We start from the raw sequence: 17,560 nt of genomic DNA, 5'->3' as shown, positions 1-17,560 counted from the left end.
ATGAGCACAACATTCTGGGGATTGCCCGGTAGTGCAGCGGCGATCGGCGGCATCCGCGACGCGGAAAAGAAGAAGTCCAAGAAAAAGCGGAAGTCGAAAGCCAAGACAAAGGCAAAGGTGAAGGCCGCCAAGGAGCCGGGCACGACGACAAAGAAGAAGGTCGCCAAGAAGAAGGCCCCGAAACCGACGCCCAAGCCCGCACCCAAGCCAACGCCGAAACCAAGTCCGACGCCTAAGCCGACTCCGTCGCCATCTGCGACAAAACCACCGTCGCCGTCTCCTACTCCGACGAAGACACCGTCGCCAACCGCCACGGCAGCACCGAGCCCGACAGGTCCGGCGCCGACGACAAGTCCAACCCAGTCCACGGCGCCGACCTCCCCGCCGCCACGTCCGACGGTCGCCCCGCCATCATCCGACGATGATGACGACGGCGAGCCCCGGGAATACGACTCCCAGGCCGACTTCGCCTCGCACCAAATGCAGCAGGACACCCCGGAAACCCAGTTCAGGCAGACCCCTCAACTCTCGGTCGACCTGGACGTTGCGAACAAAAGGCTGATCTTCCCCGACGGGGCGGAGTTCGAGACGTGGGTTTTCCACTCCCCGGACTCCGGACGCGGCTTCCCCGGGCCCACGCTGCGGCCCAAGGAAGGGGAAATCTTCCATTCCCGGGTCGAACCCAGCATGGGTCCGCACACCATCCACTGGCACGGCATGGAACCGGATCCGCGCAACGACGGGGTGGGGCACACCTCGTTCGAGATCGATGACCACTACACCTACCAGTGGCAGCCCGAACCCGGGCGGGTGCACGACCCCAACTACGGCGCTGCGGGCACCTACTTCTACCACTGCCACGTCAACACGGTGCTGCATGCGCAGATGGGGTTGCTGGGCCCGCTGATCGTCGACCCGATCGAACTGCCTGGCTATGAGGTTTCCTCACCCAAAAACCGCAGGGCCTTCGGCGACGGACCCGAGTACGACATCGAGACCGAGTCCCTGATCATGATGTATTCGGTCGATCCGCGCTGGCACGACCTCGGGCATGCGGCGGGCCTGTCCGGCGAGGACGTGGGGCTCAACCGCTTTGAACCCAATCACTTCTACATCACCGGCGGCCTGCTGAACTCGCGCGAGGAACGCGAAGGCGCGGTGTGGGCGCCAACCGAGCTACCCATCAGGGTACCCAGCAATGAACCAGGCGAGGAGCAAGCCCCGAGCCTCATGAGGCTGCTGGACGGCAATTACCTGCCCAACGTGATCACGTTCCATGACAAGGACGGCAACCCCGCACGCATCGCCGAACTCATCGCCCACGACGGCCGCCCCTACCGGCACACCGCGGTCAAGGGAGCACCGGCGATCCCGACGAGCATGCACCCGGACCCGGCGGCACACCTTTTCACCCACATTGTGGCGATGGGGGCGGCGGAACGGTACGACGTGCTCCTGCACCCGCCGGAGGCCGGAGACTACACGCTGCGGATCAAATGGAACGACTGGATCACCGGCAAGACCCTGGCCACACGGGAGCTGAAGCTCATCGCCGGCTGAAACGCCGGAGGGGATTGCCCCGGGGAACTCCGGTGCACCCGCCACCCCGCCTTGAAAGGGAACAGGCGGGGTGGTTTGCTTGGCGTGGATGCCCGAAAGAGTTCATGGCGCAGTCGTTGCCGACGGCCATGTGCAGCGTCCGCGGAACCGCACCATGCGGTTCCGGCGGCGTGCCGGGGAGGACCATCCGGCAAGGACACGGCAATGCTTGGACACGGCTACGTGAACGCCCTGAAACAGGCCAAGAGCGGCGTCTTCGGCCCCCGGGGGGAAAAGATCGGCACGCTGGGCAACATCTTCATGGATGTCGGCACCGGGGACGCCGACTTCGTCACCGTCCATCTGGGGCTCTTCGGCGCCGAGGAGTGCTTCGTTTCGCTCGAGGGCGCCGAGATCGCCCACGGACGCCTGCATGTGGCGTTCGGCAAGGACAAGATCAGGCACGCCCCGCACCTGGACTCCGCCGCCACGCTGACCGACGAGGACAAGCACCTGCTTGACCTTTACTACGCGCGGGGCATTGCCGGCACCGCGGGCGCCGGGACACAGGAGTAGGGAGCAGGCAGGCGACGTCGCCCCGCGGCCGGCGTCGCAAACGACTTGGCGGATGCCCCCCTCCCCCTTGAACGGGAACGCGCATGGTGCTTTGCTTGCCATGGATGCCCGGCAAGGATGGCTGCGATATTTCGGCCATGCCCGATCCGCCCGGTTCACAGGCCCCACCGGACGGCCCGTCCGGCCGCGCCGGGAGAAACATCAGGTAAGGACACAGCCATGCTTCGCCGCGAGGAACTCCACAAACTGCTTGAAACCGCAACCACCGTCGTTGGCCCGACCGGTGAAAAGATCGGCACGCTGGGCCACCTGCTGCTGGACGCCCGCACCGGGGAACCCGGATTCGCCACGATCCACACCGGCTTTTTCGGAACGGCCGAAAGCATCGTCCCGCTCAGCGGTGCCACGATCTCCCGGGGCATCCTCCACGTCGCCTTCGACAAGGACGTCGTGCGGCACGCGCCGAACATCGATCCCCTGGCCGAGCTGGGCATCGCGGACGAGGACAGGCTCTTCGAATACTACGGACCGGAACCGCCGGAGCCTGCCGGCCGGTCCCACGGGGCCCACGCCGCGGATCCGGCCGCCGCTCCGGCACGCGCGACCCGCCCCTCGGGCTTCGAGACGGATGAGCGGGTCATCGCCGTGGACGACGACGAGGGGCGCCCGCTGCTGCGCAAGTACGTGGTGACGGCCAGCGAAACGACGCCCCCGAAGGCTCCCGGGGCCACGCACGGCAGGCACGCGGCACCGCCGGAACGCTGATCCCGACGCGGCGCCCGGCCCGGGCGGCGCGCAGTGTCTCTCATGCGCCGAGTCCGTCACCGGGCGTCTGAACCTTGCCCGGCTTCGTCGTCTTCGTTCGGGGCCGGGCCCGCTTCGTGCTGTCGCGGCAACACGCCGAGCCCCAGGTTCGCCGCTCCATCGTCGACAACCAGTTCCGCCTCCAGCAACGGGTCAAGGCCGCCACGCGGTCCGATGCCTGCTTCTCCGGGTCCCGGCCTGGGCCCCGGGATGTTCGCGGTCATTTTTCTTCTCCCACTCATGCAGGGCCGGCCCCGGAGTCGCCCGGGGCGATTCCCGCGCCGTCCGGCCTGTGCGCGATCGGTTCCCTGCCCGGGAACCGATCCCCCAACTGCCGCGCTACCGCCAAGCTACCGCCTCCGGGGCGGCGTTCCAACCGCCAAAAGTCCCATGGATCCTCACTCCCCCTGGAAGATTCCATCGTTCCCCGCGCCCGCATCGGGCGCCGTGGACCGTGCACCGCTGGGCGAGGCCCGCCGCGCTTCCTCCCGGCATCCGCACAAGATCCGTCACACATCCGCGCAGCGTCCACGGAACGTCGACGCCGGAGTCCCTTGTCACACGCCACGCTGTGGCCAAGGTCGTCCTTTCGGTTCATGCCTGCGTGCTCCCGGGTGGCTAGAGTGGTAGAAGCGCAAAACCACACACCACAATTCTCAAGGATGGCAGATGCATCGGCTGGCCGTACTCTCACTGGGCAACCGCGCCCTGATCGCGTTGATCACCGTGTTCGTCGCGGTCTTCGGCGTGATCACGATGGGGCAACTCAAGCAGGAACTCATTCCCTCGCTGGAATTCCCGCGGATCTCGGTCGTCGCATCCCAGCCCGGCGCCTCCCCGGAGGTCATCGACAAGCAGGTCGCCCAGCCGCTGGAGGGCGCGCTGCAGGCCGTCGAGGGGCTCGAGTCCTCCTCGTCGACCTCGCAGACCGGTTTCACCACCGTCTCGTTGTCCTTCGTCTACGGCACCGACCTGGACCGCGCCCGCGCCCAGGTGGACAAGGCCATCTCCAACGCCAAGGCCACGCTGCCGGCCGACGTGGAACCCTCCGCCTTCGCCGGGTCCATCTCCGACTTCCCGATCGTCTACATGGCGGTCTCCGGCGGCAAGGACCTGAACACGCTGCGTTCGGACGTCGAGCGCCTGGTGCTGCCCAAGCTTTCCAAGATCGACGGCGTGCGCACAGCCGACGTCTCCGGCGGCACCGCCCAGCACATCGCCGTGCTGCCGGATGCCAAGAAGCTCGCCTCCGAGAAGCTGGGCGTCAACGACCTCAAGAAGGCCATCGAGGACGGCTCCGGGCTGATGCCGGTGGGCCGTCTGGAAACCGGCGGCCTGGACCTGCCCGTCACCAGCGGATCGCTCGTCGACTCGCTGGGCGCCGTGAAGTCCCTACCGGTCAAGGGCTCCTCCGGGGTGCTCAAGCTCTCCGAGCTGGCCGCGATCGAGATGCAGGACGATGCAGCCACCTCCATCACCCGCACCAACGGAGTGGAGACCCTCGCGGTCTCGGTGACCAAGAAGCCCGACGGGGACACCGTGGGCATCTCCCACGCCGTCACCGCCATGGTCCCGGGGCTGGCCGCCCAGCTGGGCGACGGCGCGAAGTTCACCACGGTGTTCGACCAGGCGCCGTTCATCGAGCAGTCCATCCACGACCTCACGGTCGAGGGCCTGCTGGGCCTGGGCTTCGCCGTCGTCGTCATCCTCATCTTCCTGTTCTCGGTGCGCTCCACGCTTGTCACCGCGATCTCCATCCCGCTGTCCCTGCTGGTCACGTTCATCGGCCTGCGCATGGGCGGCTACTCGCTGAACATGCTGACCCTGGGCGCCCTGACCATCTCGATCGGCCGCGTGGTCGACGACTCGATCGTCGTCATCGAGAACATCAAGCGGCACCTGGCCTACGGCGAGGACAAGAAGACCGCGATCACCACCGCGGTGCGCGAGGTCGCCACCGCGGTGACCGCCGCGACGCTGACCACCGTGGCGGTGTTCCTGCCCGTGGCGCTGGTCGGCGGCATGGCCGGGGAGCTCTTCCGCCCGTTCGCGCTCACCGTGACGATCGCGCTGCTGGCATCGCTGCTGGTCTCGCTGACGATCGTGCCGGTGCTTGCCTACTGGTTCCTGGGGCACACCCAGCCCGGCGCCGCGGACCTTGCGGCCGCCCGCGCCAAGGCCGAGGCCAAGGAGCGGAACTCCTGGCTGCAGCGCGGCTACGCCCCGGTGCTGCGCGGCACCCAGCGCCGCCCGGTCATCACGCTGCTGGCCTCGGTCGCGATCCTGGCCGGCACCGTGCTGATGGTCCCTCTGGTGCCCACCAACCTGCTCGGCGGCACCGGGCAGAACACCTTCTCCGTCACCCAGGCCATGCCCGCCGGCTCCTCGCTGGAGACCACGCTGAAGGCCGCCAAGCCCGTGGAAAAGGCGCTGCGCAAGGTCCCCGGCGTGCAGGACGTGCAGATGACCGTCGGCACGCCGTCCGGCGGGTTCGCCTCCTTCATGGCCGGCGGATCGGACACCGCGAGCTTCACCGTGATGACCGACGCCAAGGCCGACCAGGAAACCATCATGGGCGCCGCCCGCGCCGCGGTCGAACCGCTGGCCAAGGACTCGACGATCTCGCTCTCCGGCTCCGAGGGCGGCATGGGCGGCACCAGCGCCGTCACCGTCCAGGTCGGCGCCCCCACCCCGAAGCTGCTGGCAGAGGCCACCACGGCCACCGCCAAGGCGATGGCCGGGATCCCCGGCGCCACGGATGTCAGCGACAACCTCTCCGAGGCGCGCCCGCAGGTCTCCATCACGGTGGACCGGGTCAAGGCAGCCAAGGCCGGGCTCTCCGAAGCGCAGATCGGCGCGCTCGCCGCCGGCACGATCTCCCCGATCCCCGCCGGCACCGTGCGCGTGGGCTACACCGACTACCCGGTGTCCATCGGCGAGGGCACCGACCTGACGTCGCTGGCCCAGCTGAAGGACCTGTTGCTGCCGACCCCCGGCGGCGCGGTCAAGCTGGGCGACGTGGCAACGGTCGAACGCACCGACTCCCCCGCCACCATCACTTCCTCCAACGGCGACCGCATCGCCACCGTGTCCATCACCCCGGGCGAGAACGACCTGGGTGCGGTCTCCGCCGAGGTCGCCAAGCGGCTCGATGCGCTGGCCCTGCCGGCCGGCGCCACCGCGGAGCTCGGCGGCGCCGCCACCCAGCAGGCGGAGTCCTTCTCCCAGCTTTACCTGGCGCTGCTTGCGGCCATCGCGATCGTCTACGTGGTCATGGTGGCAACGTTCAAGTCGCTGGCGCAGCCGCTGATCCTGCTGGTCTCCATCCCGTTCGCCGCCACCGGCGCGATCGGCCTGCTGCTGCTCACCGGCGTGCCGCTGGGCCTGCCGTCGCTGATCGGCATGCTGATGCTGGTGGGCATCGTCGTCACCAACGCGATCGTGCTGATCGACCTCATCAACCAGTACCGGCACGCGAGCGGTGACCGGCCGGCGATGAACCTGCAGGACGCCATCCACCACGGCGCCCGCCAGCGCCTGCGCCCGATCCTGATGACGGCCGCGGCCACCATCTTCGCGCTGATCCCGATGGCCATGGGCCTGACCGGCGGCGGAGGGTTCATCTCCCAGCCGCTGGCCGTGGTGGTCATCGGCGGCCTGGTCTCCTCCACCGCGCTGACCCTGGTCCTGGTTCCGGTGCTCTACCACCTGGTGGAGGGCGCCAAGGAACGCGGCGCCAAGCGCCGTGACGACAGGCGCCGCAAGCCCGGCGGTCCCGCCACCTCGACCAGCGACCTGATCAAGGCGATGGACGAGGCCGGCAAGGTACCCGTCTACGGGTCCTCCGGCACCAAGGCCGACACCAACTGCATGGGCGCGGTTCCGCCGCCGGTCAGCGCCACCGGGGCCTACCCCCCGGGCACGCTGATCAACCCGGCAACGGGTTCGATCCCGCTGACCCGCAGGGAACGCAAGGAAGTCGAAGAGGGGCAGCACGGGCGCCTGGCCTAACGCCGGATTCAACGTTGTGTTTCTGTACGGATAGTCGGCAAGGGTCGCCACAACCCATGGGTTGTGGCGCGCCTTGCCTATTCGGGATGCGAACCCACCTGGGCGTCTTCAAGTACCGGAACGGCGGGTCGGGCCCCTAGCCAGCCACGGCGCGGCAGGCAAGTCGCAGGGCCAAACGCGTCTCTGCATCCGAGAGGTCCAGCCCCAGCAGTTCCTGGATCCTGGAAACGCGGGCTGCCACGGTGTTTCGGTGGAGGCCCAACGCGGCAGCGGTGGCGCTGATGCTCGACTCGTGGTCCAGGTAGGATCCCAGCGTCGGGACCAGCTCGGCGTTGCTCTCCCGAAGCGGTGCCAGCAGGGATCGTGCAGCAGGGACGAATGTGTCGTTTTCGGTCCACGAAAGCAGCAATTGTTCGATGCCCAATGCATCCATGCGCACAAACCATCCGGTCGCCGAGCGCTGCGTGGCGATCCGTGCGGCCTCCGAGGCTCCGTTGATGGTCTCGGCGAGACCCGTCGGCCCGCTGTCCGGGGTCCCGATACCCGTGGCAATGTTGAAGGATCGGCGCACTTCCACATGCATGGCCTTCAGGGCCGCGACTTGGGCCTCCAGGTCGTTTTGCCTGAGCGGCGCCGGGAAGTTCAGCCAGCCCGCAATGCCTTCGCCAAGGGTCACTGCTTGCCAGTCAGCGGATAGGCCTGACAGGTATCGTTTCAGTTCGCGCAACAGCTGCAATGCATCGATGCGTGTCCTGCCGACCATCCTGAATCCCAGGTGGTATCCGCCGATCCCCCAGCCGCGGTCGAGCATGCGACGTTCCAGGTCGAGATCCGGGGCAGACCGTTTCTCCAGGAAATCGCCCAGCAGGCCGGCGGACACCGAGGCGTCGTTGACCTCTGCGACCTCGTCAATGAGGATGCGGGCCGCGACTGCGGGCATCATCACCTCGGCGGCCATCGCCAGCGCCCCCAGTTGCACCTCCCCGAACCCCTGCCCAAAGACCGCAAGGCGCAGCCCGCTGCGGCCGGCGCTGTCCACGCGCACCGAGGCCACGCATCCGTGGGCGCTTCGCGCGGTGTCCAGCCACGGCGCAAAATCGATCTCCGAGAGCAGTCCGGCCGAAAGGATCCCGCCGGACTGAGCGAGCACGCCTTCCCGTGACACCAAGGCGATCCCGTGGCCCAGGTTCGCAGCGAGGTGCCCGATCATGTCGGACACCCCCTCCGCCCGGTATTCAAAGGACCGGGCAGCCTTCCGCACATAGGAAAGCATCAACGAATCGCGCCCCTCGCGCAACTGCCACCAAGCCTGGGCCAATTCCATGGGCCGATCCACATGCAACAGCGCAAGGCCCAGGCGTCCGGCAAGCACCCGGGTGCCTACGCCGAAGCGATCGGCATCCAGCAGGGCAAGTGCGCCAAAGCCCCTGTCGCGTACACGGCGGATCAGTGCGTCTTGTTGCCAGGCATCGCTCGGAGGAGCGATGGTGAGCACCGCCAAGTCCCCCAAGTTGTTCCACGGCAGCCTGTCCTCCGCGGATTCAACGAACGCCTCCGGCAGCGAAATGCCCGGTTCTCCGGTGATGATGCGCAGGCCGCCGTTCTGTGGATGGGCCAGCAGGTCGCTGAGCGTCAGTGTCCGGTTCATGTGCTCCGTTCAAGTTGGTCCAGTCCAAAGACGGCGGGCAAAACATGGATCAGCCGTTCTCTGCGTTCCAGCCACCACGCTGGCGCCGGAAGCGAAACGACCGCTATGTGCCTGCCCTGCATCACCTCGTCGACCTGGAGGATGGCCCGGGATATCGAATCGAGCACCACGATGATTTCCGGGGTTGCGGCCAGGACTTCGCCATCGCTCATGTAGGCCAGGAACTCGGAGCGGGCTATCACCCGGGAAATCTCCCCGTCGTTGCAGGTGACCTCGATGGTCGAATTGTGCATCGTCTGCGCGGAAATTTCGATCGCTGTGACCCTGCCTTGGCCCAAGAGCCGGGCGCCCAGCCTTTCGGCAAGTACGGGCACCGGCTCCTGCTCCGCGGCGATGAATGCTTCGCCCAGTTCCAGGGCCTGCAGGTAGATTCCATTGATGGCATGTTCGCGGAGGTCCCCGACGTGAAAGCCGCCCAGCAGGACCGGGGCAACCCCGCCGGCCTGGATCACCGCGGCACGGATGACCTTTTCCATGTCTTCGGCCCTGTCGGTGTTCACGATCGCGACCCCGCCGGCACCGGTGTCGCAGACGGCAAAGAGGCCTGGAACCTTGTCCACATAGAGAGACATTTGATCAAGCCGGGGGTAGGCCCGCCCGGTGAAATCCGCGTCGACGAAGACCATCTCATGGGCCAGGCCCAGGGCTGTGAGGCCGTTGACCCCGCCGCCTTCCAACGCACAGACGGCCTCCGGCCGTGTTCCCGACCAGCGCGCCGCGGCCGTCAGCAGCGGGGCAAACGGGTCCTCGGCAGGGAGTCGCTCATGCAGGAAGTGGGTGGATCCCACGTAGGCAACCGCAACGCACGGGAGTGCCGGATCCACGTCGCGCACTTGGTGCACGTTCAGCGGCCACTCGCCAGAGGCCCCCAAGATGAGTTCCTGCAGCGTGGTTTTCCCGCCGCCCCCGGATCCCAGAAGGGAAAACCCTCGGGCAAGCGCCGGGATCCGGGCTTGCCCGAGGATGATCGTCATGGTGCCATCCTATCGGGGCACCCGCAGCAATCCTTGCTGTTCCACGGGGACGAATGACTCCTCGAGGCCGAATGCGGCGGGGCCAAAGGCGGCAAGGGCCGCGGGGGTGCGCATCATCTCCGGGGTCGAGATTCCCAGCACCCTCACACGTTGCCCGTAGCGCAATCCTTCGGTGGTGATAGGTTCCCCGCTTTCGGCGTCAAGGACGCAAATCAGGTCCGGGACGATGGCCAGGATGGCCCCGCCACAGCGTGCCACCAGATTCTCGTTTTGGAACACGATCTCCAGGTCTTCGCCCCCTTCGACTCCGAGCGGGGAAATCACCGCACTTCCCTTGGCGAATCCGTCAGTGGTGCGCCGCTCCACGTCGCTTACCTTGCCAATAAAGAGCTCCCTGACGTGGCAGTACAGGGTGCTCGACAGCGTCTTGGCGATAGCTTCGAAGGGCGAGCCATGTTCTTCCCGGGCCATGCGAATGGCCCGGCCCAGGGCCAGCGCCATGGAGAGCGTGCGTGGCACGGCGGTCCGCTTGACATCGGCGCCCGTCATCGAATATTCGGCAATGTGCCCCACCCCGCCCAGGCGGACGGTGATGCCCCGGGCCAGCCATTCCATCTGCCTGTCGTCGTCCCCCGTGTCAATGACGACCTTCTCGCCGCGTTCGCCGGCAAGCGCCAGCGGCGAGCCGTGCACCCCGTACACTGCAAAGGTCTCCATGGACAGCTCGGGGAAGGCCCTCCCCATACCGTCTGCATCGATGACGGGAAGTCCCGCCTCAACGGCAACCGCCAGCGGAATCATCGAGTTGATGCCGCCACATTCGATGGGCATCGTCGCATCGGCGGTACGGCCCAAGTGTTCTTCCAGGGTGCGCAGGGCCAACAGAGCCTCGGTCCCGGCCGGGATCTTCTCGACCATGACCGTGGGGGCACCCATTTGGGCGGTGGGGATCACGAACATATCGTCGTCGATCTCCTCCGGATCCAGGATGGTGATGTGCCCATCGCCCAGGACGCGTTCCACCAGCATCTTTCCGATGTAAGGGTCCCCGCCACCGCCCGTGCCCAGCAACGTGGCTCCGCGGGCCAGGTCATCGAGGTCAGAGGCGCGCAGCTGCCAGCTCATGAAACCGGCTCCGGAACACCGTCGAAGCGGTGCGATGGCATGTCGTAACCGAAGTACCCTGGCCCCACCATGGCCAGGGCCTCTGGGGAATGCCAGCGGGGGTCGCTGGGCGCGCTGAGCACGCGCACCCGTTGCCCGTAGCGCAGCGACTCGGTGGTGATCGGCTCCCCGGATTCGTGGTCCAGCACCATGATCAGGTCGGGAGTGGTGGCCAGTACCCGGGCCCCGGTCTGGGCAATCAGGTGTTCGTTTTGGAAGGAGAGCCTCAGCGTGGAATCGGCGTCCTCGATCCGTGCGTTGCCACGGGCAAAGCCCTTGGTGGTGCCGCGTTCGACGTCCACGACCTTGCCTGCAAATATTTCCAGCCCTCCGATGAGGTCGAGCACCACCGCGACGGGGTCGGTCTTGGCGGCGCGGGCCTCCTCGATGCCGGTGCCGATAGACAGGCAGTGGCCCAGGGAACCGGGCACCATGGAGGCTCTGGCCTGCCGGCCGTCCATGGCGAACCCGGCGACCATCACGGAGCACCCCATCTCCACGCAGGCAACCCGGGCGATCCGTTCGGTCCAGAGGTTGTTTGCAGTTTCCAGCACAGCGGTGTTGCCCTTTTCGTCGCTGATGGCCAGCGGGGATGCGGTGATTCCGTAGAGCGTGGGCAGAAGCATCTGCAGCTCCGGGAAGGCCCTGCCCATGCCGTCCGCATCGATCAGCGGCAATCCCAGGACGGCCGCCGCGGCGATCGGGATGGTGGAGTTCACGCCGCCGACCTCCGCACACGCAACATGGGTCATCTTCCGTCCCAGGTGCTTTTCCAGTGCGCGGACGGGCGCCACGAGCTCCTCGAGGCTCGGCAGTTTTTCCACCATGACGGTGGGCGCGCCCATCATGGAGACTGTGAGCGCAAGGGCGTCATCAGGCACCTCCTCCAGCGAGATGGCCGTGACGGGACCGTGTTCGCGCAATGCCTGTTCGGCGAGCAGCGAGCCGATGTAAGGGTCTCCTCCCCCTCCGGTGCCCAGCACCGCCGCGCCGCGGGCCAGAGGCGCGATCATGTCAAGGGATATCATCCAGCTCATACCCGAACCCCCATTTCCAGGTCGCCGACGGCCTTGACCCGGATGCGCGTGGCGTTGCCCGGCAGGTACGGGATGGGCACCTCGTCGAAGTCGATGATTTTGACGGAGCGCGGGGACGCCCCCGCAGCGATGGCCTTGTCGATGGCCTCGGAGCGCACTGCAGCCAGGGATTCCTCTCTGCGGCCCGGCTCGATGGTGTACACCTTGTCGATCTCGCCTCCGACCTGGGCTATGGATGCTCCGATGGCGTTGGCAACCGCGTAGTTTTCCGGGCGATTCACGGCCCCAAAGAGCGGCAGTTCATCGGCCAGGAGGATAGAGCCGCCGCCAACCGCCACCACGGAGATGGGTTCCGGCGACGTGCGCATCCTATCGACCGCCTCGGACACCCGTTCGGCAATCCGCGCCAGGACCTTCTGCACGAAGACCGGATCCAGATGGGCGACCTTGCTCCGATCCCCGATCTCCACGCGGCCTGCCGCCACGGCTATGTCGGTGGCAGTGAGCGTACCGCCGCCAAAGACCAAGGCCTCCGTGCTCAGCTTGTAGCCGACCGATTCAGGGCCCACTTCACCGGTTTCGGTGTCGACGATGCTGCCGCCTCCGATGCCTAGTGACAGCACGTCCGGCATGCGGAAGTTGGTGCGGATGCCCGCGACCTTGACCTCGTTGGCCGTTTCGCGCGGGAAGCCGTTGACCAGCAGGCCGATGTCCGCGGTGGTGCCGCCGATGTCAATGACGGCGCAGGTAGCCAGGCCGGAAGTGAGCGCGGCCCCGCGCATCGAGTTGGTGGGCCCGGAGGCGAAGGTCGCCACGGGGTAGCGGCGCACGTAGTCCTCGTCCATCAGTGTGCCATCGTTCTGGCTCAGGTAAATGGGTGATTCGATGCCCTCGGCGCGCACTGCAACTGTGAGCCCGTCCACGATCTCAGCCGCCAGTTCACGCAGCGCAGCGTTGATGATCGTGGCGTTTTCGCGTTCCAGCAGGCCAATGCGGCCGATCTCGTGGGAAAGTGAGATGGCGACATCGCTTCCGAGGACTTCCGCGACGATTTCCGCGGCCCTGACCTCGAGGTCGTGGTTGACGGGGCTGAAGACCGATGAAATCGCGACCGAGCGGATGCCGTGGGCTTTCATGTCCGCGGCGTGGGCACGCAATTCATCGGGGTCCAGCGGCGAGATGGGCCGTCCGTCGAATTCGTAACCACCGTGTGCAAGGTAGCTGCGCGCGTTGATGGCGTTCTTCAGCCCTTCGGGCCAGTCCACCAGCGGCGGCAGTGCCTTGGTTGCGGGAAGCCCCAGGCGCAGTGCCGCAGTGGGGGCCAAGTGCTTGGCCTGAACCAGTGCGTTGATGAAATGGGTAGTGCCGATCATGACGGCGGTGACTTGCTCGCCCTCGAAGTGGTGTCCGCGTCGCAGGTCTTGGATCGCCTCGACGATTCCGGTGGTCACGTCGGGTGTGGTGGCGTGCTTGACTGCGCCGAGCGTCTGGCGCCCGTCCATCAGCACGGCGTCGGTGTTGGTGCCCCCGACATCGATTCCGATATGCATGGTCTAGTCCTTCGCTAAATGTGTGAGGTCTGGTTTCAGGCTGCGGTTGAGACGTTCGCGGGTTCGGACTGGAGGGTGCGGGATTGCCCTACACCCCTGACCAGTCCGAGCTTGCCCGCGGCAACGTAGAGCGCCATTGATAGGAATAGTGAGATCAGCGATGGGATACCCCAAGTGACGAAGTATCCGGCCACCGAGGAGACCACCCAAATGATGATGGTTGCCGGGACGACGCGCGGCGCGGTTTCCGGCAGGGTGCCCAAAAGGCGCGTGGCATCGAGTTCACCGCGCCACCGCTTGAGGATGTAGTACTCCGCGACCATGATTCCGGCGATCGGAGGGAAGGCGACGCCCAACACGATCAGGAAGTCCGTGAAGCGTGAGAGGATGCCGGCCGCGGCAAGGATGGATCCGACCAAGCCCAGAACCACGGTGGTGGTGACGCGGTTCAGGTTCTTGTTGAAGGTCGTGGAGACGAAATTGATCAGCCCAAGCGACGAGGAATAGAGGTTCCAGTCATTGATCTTCAAGGTTCCGGTAATCACGATCAGCAGTCCGACGAAGCCGATGGAAGACGTCACGATCGCCACGATGTCGCCGGTGGCCGCGGCATGGGCCAGTAGGACGCCGGCCAGCCCGATGACGAACTCACCGAGGGTCACGCCAAGCACCGTCTGCTTGACGACGTCCGCCTTGGAACGGTTGAACCGGGTCATGTCGGCGGTGATGATGGCGCCGACGATGAGTCCGCCCGCCACCACTGCGGTTCCCTGCCAGACGGTCATGGTCGGGCCCGGAGCCGGGGAGGTCAACAACTCGCCCAAGGAGTGGTTCCGAAGTTCGCTGATCACAGACCACCCGACAAGAACCAGGAATAGCGGCACGGTGATGTTGGCCAGGCGCTGCATGCCGGAGAAGCCGAAGGCGACGATGCCAGTGACTGCCAGGCCGAAAAGCAGGGACCAGACCCACATGGGAAGCATGTTGGGCATGAGCACATCAAGTGACTGTGCGGAGATGGCGCTCTGGATGCCGAACCAGCCAATCAGGCTGATGCCGATGGCCAGTCCAACCAAGGAGGCTCCCACGTCACCGAAACCGGTCCAGCGGGCCAATAGTGCGGTGTTGAGGCCTTCCTTCTGGCCGATGATGCCAACAATGCACATCAGAATCTCAAGAATGATCGACCCGAAGAGTAGAGCCAGGGCCGCTTCTCCGAAGGTCATGCTGAAGCCTAGCGTCGCGCCCAGCAGGAATTGCGAGAGCGCTGAGACCTGGCCGAAGCGTTGGACGGCAATGCCGAACCATGGCTTCTGCGCCTGCGGGGTGACACGGGAGAGGGCGAAATCGTCGGCGTGCGTCGGATGTGCCATGTTGCTCCTTGGACAAAGTGGATAGTGCGGATGCGGGGACTCACTTAAGTTATGGAGGATTCATGATCCGCGCCACGTGCAATATGCACATATTGCCCAGATTAGTGTGCATCAAGCACAGGTGCTCGCCGATTCGTCACTGACGAAATCGAAGACGGGGCTGGCACAACCGGGCACCGATAACACTGCGGGCTTGACCGCGCGTTCGAGGAGCATTCGCTTCGGATATGCGCTTGGAGCACCTTCACACCCAGCTCGCCGCTTCTGGATCTTGCCGTACCCAACGGCTTCGTCGCACGCTGCCCGCGAATCACCCGACCGCCGACATCAGAGCGATCCGCACGCAGCATTGCAAGCTGTCTTTCGGCTACGCGCCCTCGCTCCACCGTGACATCCGAGGAAATGAAGACAGACATTTGCTCGTTCACCGAATCGATACCTCTGGCAACAACTCCGGCGCCGACGTACGCTCGTGGCATGGAAAAACAACAGCGCCACCCGGGGACCGAGGTCCTCGAATCCCACCAGTGCTGGGAACAGTTGCGGAGCGTCTCGGTCGGGCACCTGGCCGTCAGCCACGGCGACCAGCCGAGGATCTTCCCGATCAACTACACCGTCGACCACGGCACCGTAGTGTTCCGCACCGGCCCCGGAAACAAGCTCGACGTCATGCGCCTGCAACCGAACGTCGCGTTCGAGGCCGACGGCGTCGACCAGGAAACCGGCGTCGCCTGGTCGGTCATGATCGAGGGAACCGTGGAGCTGTTCCAGGGCATCGAGGAACTCGTCGACTCGTTCTCGCTCATGCTCTTCCCGTGGGAGCCCGGCCCGAAAGACCAGTTCGTGCGCATCGTTCCCACCAGCGTCACCGGCCGCCGCTTCCACGTGACCGAACCCATGACTTGGTGGAAGCACATGAAGCACGGCTGAACGCAGGCACCCCGCCACGGATCCTGCCATGCTGCCACGCCCGCGGCCTCCCTGGCGCCGGGTCCCCCGCTGTGCCCAAGGGTTATCCACACTCCCGTGCAGCCAACCCACCGGGGACGGCGAGTCCCCCACACTGGGGTCGTGGAAGCAACGCAATTCATCGCAGCGGTCACGGGACACCGTGACGAACCGGGGTACGCACCGACCCCGGATGATGAACTGCGCGCCCTGCTCAATACCCTGCAGCTTGCCCGAATCCTGATCCAACGACTGGAAAACGAGTCGGGTTCCCCCACCCGTGTGCTGTTGCTGGCCGAGGCCGTCGAACTAGCCCACCGGGAACTTGAAATCACGCAAATCGCCGTCGCCCAACTGGCCCAGCGCAACCTTGTCCACGAGCTCTCGGCTGAAATCCTCACCGGCCTGCGCGGCATCGCCGATAACCCCACCAGTTACGTTGAGGGCACCATTGTCCTCCCTCCGGACCCCACCGCTGTCCCCACGGGCCGGCTCGAATTCAAGAACCCCGCCGAATGCCTCGAAGGCTCCCTGGGGATCACCTATTTCGAGGCCCAAGACAGGCTGGCCGCCGCCGAGGCATTGCTGCCGCACCTTGACGAGCATGGCATCCAGCTTGGTCCCAGATACCCGCAACTCGCCGACCAGCTGCGCGCCGGGAAGGCCCGATTGCGCCCCACCGCCGATGCCGCCCGCCGGCTGGACAAGCTCCGCCCAAGCATCCAGGCCCGACCCGATGCGGCTCGGCTGGCACGGGAACTCGAGGAACGCGTTGCCACATCCGTTGCCACTGGCATTGCGAAGAACACCAGGAAGCTTTTCGACCAACTGGGCGACGAGCTCGAAGGCGCCACCATGCTCCCCAGCGCTGCCGAAATTCGCGAGAAGACCGGTGTTTTCATCACCAAGCGCACCCGGCACTTCACGTATTTGAGCGTTTGCATGCTGAATCTGGACGCCGAGGTGTTCATGTCGCATTTCGCCAGGTCTGACAACCCTGGCACCAATGCCGGAAACCGTCATGCACTGTTCGAGGCCGCTACGCTACCCGGGAAGAATTCGGACATCCACACGGACCCAAACCCCGAGGACGGCGCCCACGAATCCCAGCATCCGCCGGAAACCACATCGGAACCCGCGTCCCAGATCGATGGCCCGGATTGGTTCACCAGACCAGCCAACGCCGAAACATTTGACGACCAGTTCAACAGCGGAACAGTGGCACTCGGATCCATCGGTCCAGGCAGCAGGAATTCGACGGAACCCGGTCCCGACGGACTTACCCGGCCGCAGCGGTACCTGCAAACGCTGTTGAATCTGATGCGTGCACCGAATTCCCCACCGGCGAGAGGAACCACCGGTCTGCCCAGGGCAAACATCGTGGTGTACGTGTATCTGGAAACATTGCTGGGCCTTGCCACGGGAGCGGGTTGGACGGCGCACGGATTGGAAGTCCCCGTTGGACACCTACGACGACAGCTTGCCACCGAAGGCGTGATTCCGATGGTGCTTGGCGGTCAAAGCGAGATACTCGACGTCGGGCAGGAAATGCGTTTCGCCCCCGACTACATGAAGCGTGCGGTGCTGGCCCGCGACGGCGGTTGTCTTTTCCCTGGTTGTTCGGTGCCACCGGAGCATCTTGAATTCCACCACATCGACCAGTTCCAGAACGGCGGGGGCACCAGTGTGGGGTCGTTGATCGCACAATGCACGGCGCACCACCACGGCATCGACAATGGGGAGCTCAAGGTCATCATGTACAACGGCTTGCCGCATCTTCTGCTGCCGAAGTACTTGGACCCGGAGCAGATTCCGCGGCGCAACTCCTACTGGCAGGGCCCGAAACCGACTCTGTTCTAGGTTCGCTTCGTCGGCA

The 17,560-nt window shown here is 65.8% G+C and carries 13 protein-coding genes; 6 read left to right on the top strand and 7 right to left on the bottom strand.

Annotated features, from left to right (window positions below; translation table 11 throughout):
- The 3 genes from ACIQLF_RS09895 (at position 1) to ACIQLF_RS09885 (ending at position 2,880) form a co-directional block, all read left to right on the top strand.
- A complete protein-coding gene (locus ACIQLF_RS09895; RefSeq protein WP_400297482.1) occupies positions 1-1,560 on the top strand; it encodes a multicopper oxidase domain-containing protein in 1,560 nt (519 codons plus the stop codon).
- A gap of 204 nt (positions 1,561-1,764) precedes the next feature.
- Complete coding sequence (locus tag ACIQLF_RS09890; protein ID WP_400297479.1) at positions 1,765-2,115, top strand: PRC-barrel domain-containing protein; 351 nt, start codon at positions 1,765-1,767, stop codon at positions 2,113-2,115.
- 219 nt (positions 2,116-2,334) lie between these two features.
- On the top strand, positions 2,335-2,880 hold the full coding sequence (locus tag ACIQLF_RS09885; RefSeq protein ID WP_400297477.1) for a PRC-barrel domain-containing protein: 546 nt from the start codon (positions 2,335-2,337) through the stop codon (positions 2,878-2,880).
- Between the two features lie 56 nt (positions 2,881-2,936).
- Here the strand turns inward: ACIQLF_RS09885 and ACIQLF_RS09880 are convergent, their stop codons facing one another.
- Complete coding sequence (locus ACIQLF_RS09880; RefSeq protein WP_400297474.1) at positions 2,937-3,143, bottom strand: hypothetical protein; 207 nt, start codon at positions 3,141-3,143, stop codon at positions 2,937-2,939.
- 445 nt (positions 3,144-3,588) lie between these two features.
- Between ACIQLF_RS09880 and ACIQLF_RS09875 the strand changes: the two genes are divergently transcribed.
- Positions 3,589-6,930: an efflux RND transporter permease subunit gene (locus ACIQLF_RS09875; protein ID WP_400297471.1), complete on the top strand. Its 3,342-nt coding sequence runs from the start codon at positions 3,589-3,591 to the stop codon at positions 6,928-6,930.
- A gap of 136 nt (positions 6,931-7,066) precedes the next feature.
- Here the strand turns inward: ACIQLF_RS09875 and ACIQLF_RS09870 are convergent, their stop codons facing one another.
- The 6 genes from ACIQLF_RS09870 to ACIQLF_RS09845 are packed head-to-tail and all read right to left on the bottom strand — an operon-like array spanning position 7,067 to position 14,736.
- Positions 7,067-8,578 (bottom strand): PucR family transcriptional regulator, encoded by a 1,512-nt coding sequence (locus ACIQLF_RS09870; RefSeq protein ID WP_400297468.1) that lies wholly within the window; start codon positions 8,576-8,578, stop codon positions 7,067-7,069.
- Complete coding sequence (locus tag ACIQLF_RS09865; RefSeq protein WP_400297465.1) at positions 8,575-9,612, bottom strand: DUF917 family protein; 1,038 nt, start codon at positions 9,610-9,612, stop codon at positions 8,575-8,577. The genes ACIQLF_RS09870 and ACIQLF_RS09865 overlap by 4 nt, the downstream gene beginning before the upstream one ends.
- 9 nt (positions 9,613-9,621) lie before the next feature.
- Entirely contained in the window at positions 9,622-10,737 is a 1,116-nt protein-coding gene (locus ACIQLF_RS09860; RefSeq protein ID WP_400297463.1) for a DUF917 domain-containing protein, read from the bottom strand.
- Positions 10,734-11,813, bottom strand: a complete 1,080-nt coding sequence (locus ACIQLF_RS09855) for a DUF917 domain-containing protein (RefSeq protein ID WP_400297460.1) — start codon at positions 11,811-11,813, stop codon at positions 10,734-10,736. The genes ACIQLF_RS09860 and ACIQLF_RS09855 overlap by 4 nt, the downstream gene beginning before the upstream one ends.
- Complete coding sequence (locus ACIQLF_RS09850; protein ID WP_400297458.1) at positions 11,810-13,363, bottom strand: hydantoinase/oxoprolinase N-terminal domain-containing protein; 1,554 nt, start codon at positions 13,361-13,363, stop codon at positions 11,810-11,812. The genes ACIQLF_RS09855 and ACIQLF_RS09850 overlap by 4 nt, the downstream gene beginning before the upstream one ends.
- Positions 13,364-13,398: 35 nt before the next feature.
- On the bottom strand, positions 13,399-14,736 hold the full coding sequence (locus ACIQLF_RS09845; RefSeq protein ID WP_400297456.1) for a purine-cytosine permease family protein: 1,338 nt from the start codon (positions 14,734-14,736) through the stop codon (positions 13,399-13,401).
- Positions 14,737-15,213: 477 nt separating this feature from the next.
- Here ACIQLF_RS09845 and ACIQLF_RS09840 point away from each other — a divergent pair, with 477 nt between their 5' ends.
- Together ACIQLF_RS09840 and ACIQLF_RS09835 are read left to right on the top strand one after the other, a co-directional pair.
- Entirely contained in the window at positions 15,214-15,666 is a 453-nt protein-coding gene (locus tag ACIQLF_RS09840; RefSeq protein ID WP_400297454.1) for a pyridoxamine 5'-phosphate oxidase family protein, read from the top strand.
- Between the two features lie 141 nt (positions 15,667-15,807).
- On the top strand, positions 15,808-17,544 hold the full coding sequence (locus ACIQLF_RS09835) for an HNH endonuclease signature motif containing protein (protein WP_400297451.1): 1,737 nt from the start codon (positions 15,808-15,810) through the stop codon (positions 17,542-17,544).
- The last annotated feature ends 16 nt before the right edge of the window (positions 17,545-17,560 follow it).

This window comes from Paeniglutamicibacter sp. NPDC091659 (assembly GCF_044756805.1).
Taxonomy (GTDB): domain Bacteria; phylum Actinomycetota; class Actinomycetes; order Actinomycetales; family Micrococcaceae; genus Paeniglutamicibacter.
The sequence above is the reverse complement of the archived record's forward strand: the minus strand, read 5'-3'. Positions and strand labels throughout refer to the sequence as shown.

Coding starts and splice junctions, on each gene's coding strand:
- ACIQLF_RS09890 (WP_400297479.1), top strand. CDS start 1,765: ATGCTTGGACACGGCTACGTGAACGCCCTGAAACAGGCCAAGAGCGGC.
- ACIQLF_RS09885 (WP_400297477.1), top strand. CDS start 2,335: ATGCTTCGCCGCGAGGAACTCCACAAACTGCTTGAAACCGCAACCACC.
- ACIQLF_RS09855 (WP_400297460.1), bottom strand. CDS start 11,813: ATGAGCTGGATGATATCCCTTGACATGATCGCGCCTCTGGCCCGCGGC.
- ACIQLF_RS09840 (WP_400297454.1), top strand. CDS start 15,214: ATGGAAAAACAACAGCGCCACCCGGGGACCGAGGTCCTCGAATCCCAC.
- ACIQLF_RS09860 (WP_400297463.1), bottom strand. CDS start 10,737: ATGAGCTGGCAGCTGCGCGCCTCTGACCTCGATGACCTGGCCCGCGGA.
- ACIQLF_RS09845 (WP_400297456.1), bottom strand. CDS start 14,736: ATGGCACATCCGACGCACGCCGACGATTTCGCCCTCTCCCGTGTCACC.
- ACIQLF_RS09875 (WP_400297471.1), top strand. CDS start 3,589: ATGCATCGGCTGGCCGTACTCTCACTGGGCAACCGCGCCCTGATCGCG.
- ACIQLF_RS09870 (WP_400297468.1), bottom strand. CDS start 8,578: ATGAACCGGACACTGACGCTCAGCGACCTGCTGGCCCATCCACAGAAC.
- ACIQLF_RS09895 (WP_400297482.1), top strand. CDS start 1: ATGAGCACAACATTCTGGGGATTGCCCGGTAGTGCAGCGGCGATCGGC.
- ACIQLF_RS09865 (WP_400297465.1), bottom strand. CDS start 9,612: ATGACGATCATCCTCGGGCAAGCCCGGATCCCGGCGCTTGCCCGAGGG.
- ACIQLF_RS09880 (WP_400297474.1), bottom strand. CDS start 3,143: ATGACCGCGAACATCCCGGGGCCCAGGCCGGGACCCGGAGAAGCAGGC.
- ACIQLF_RS09850 (WP_400297458.1), bottom strand. CDS start 13,363: ATGCATATCGGAATCGATGTCGGGGGCACCAACACCGACGCCGTGCTG.